The sequence below is a fragment of the Candidatus Obscuribacterales bacterium genome (genome assembly GCA_036703605.1).
Lineage (GTDB): Bacteria > Cyanobacteriota > Cyanobacteriia > RECH01 > RECH01 > RECH01.
This window is the reverse complement of the sequence record DATNRH010001147.1, coordinates 1-1,004: the sequence shown is the minus strand read 5'-3', so window position 1 is coordinate 1,004 and position 1,004 is coordinate 1. Positions and strand designations below refer to the sequence as shown.

Genomic DNA, 1,004 nt, shown 5'->3' with positions numbered 1-1,004 from the left:
CCAAGCGATTCGATCGGGTCAGGTAGATGCTTTAAATACGCTCTATGAGCGCTATGCCAAGCTAGTGTATAGCTTGGCTTTTAGAATGCTGAAAGATGTAGGCGAGTCGGAGGACTTGACTCAAGATACATTTTTGGCGTTATGGCAACGCGATATTTATGATCCGTCTCGGGGGTCACTCAGTCGGTTTCTCATGATCTACGTGCGATCGCGAGCGATTGATCGACTGCGCACCAAAGGAACTCGTACCCAAGTGTTACAACGATGGCGAATGGCGATGAAAAGCGAAACATCCGGGATCAGTCCACTGGATCATGTTTCGATGGGCGAGCGATCGCGCATCACTCGGGACGCGCTTGATCAGTTATCTGATGCAGAACGACAGGTTCTGGAAATTGCTTATTATCAAGGGTATAGCCAGTCAGAGGTGGCTCAGAAGCTGGGCATTCCCCTCGGGACCGTCAAAACTCGTTCACGTCAGGGACTCAAGAAACTTCGAAAGGCATTACAGCAATACTTCTAACTCTTCTGTTCTATGGCTCCCTCTGAACTACCTGAAAACTGGCAAGATCTGATCGCTGACTATGCCCTAGGCGCACTTCCGTCGGAGGATGTGGAGCAGGTACAGCGGTGGTTAAATCAAGATCCGGCTGTGGAAAAAGAACTTCAGGCCTACCAAGAAGTTCTGGCGCTGCTGCCCTATGCTCTACCGCTTTCGACACCGTCGCGGCGCGTGAAGCAACGCCTGCTGGCGGCGGTGGGCGAGTCTCAAGCAGGTGGCCGGCGGCCTCGGCGGATATGGCTATGGGCAGCGATCGCTCTAGGCGTAGGTCTCTTTTTAGGAGGCGATAATCTACGTCTGCGGCAACAGGTTGCCGACCGCGATCGCCTACAGCAAGAACTCATCGCTGTTAGGGCAGAGCGCGATCGCTTGCTGCTGGAGCAACAAGATGCCGACATTGTTCTGGCAGCCCTAAGCCAACCTAGCACGACCATTTACACGC

General features: G+C 53.3%; 2 protein-coding genes. Both read left to right on the top strand.

What is annotated here, in order from left to right; genetic code table 11:
* A partial coding sequence (locus tag V6D20_23755) for a sigma-70 family RNA polymerase sigma factor (GenBank protein ID HEY9818796.1) occupies nt 1-523 on the top strand: 523 nt, incomplete at its 5' end.
* Nucleotides 524-535: 12 nt separating this feature from the next.
* Nucleotides 536-1,004 (top strand): hypothetical protein (locus tag V6D20_23750; GenBank protein HEY9818795.1); only part of this gene is annotated, 469 nt, incomplete at its 3' end.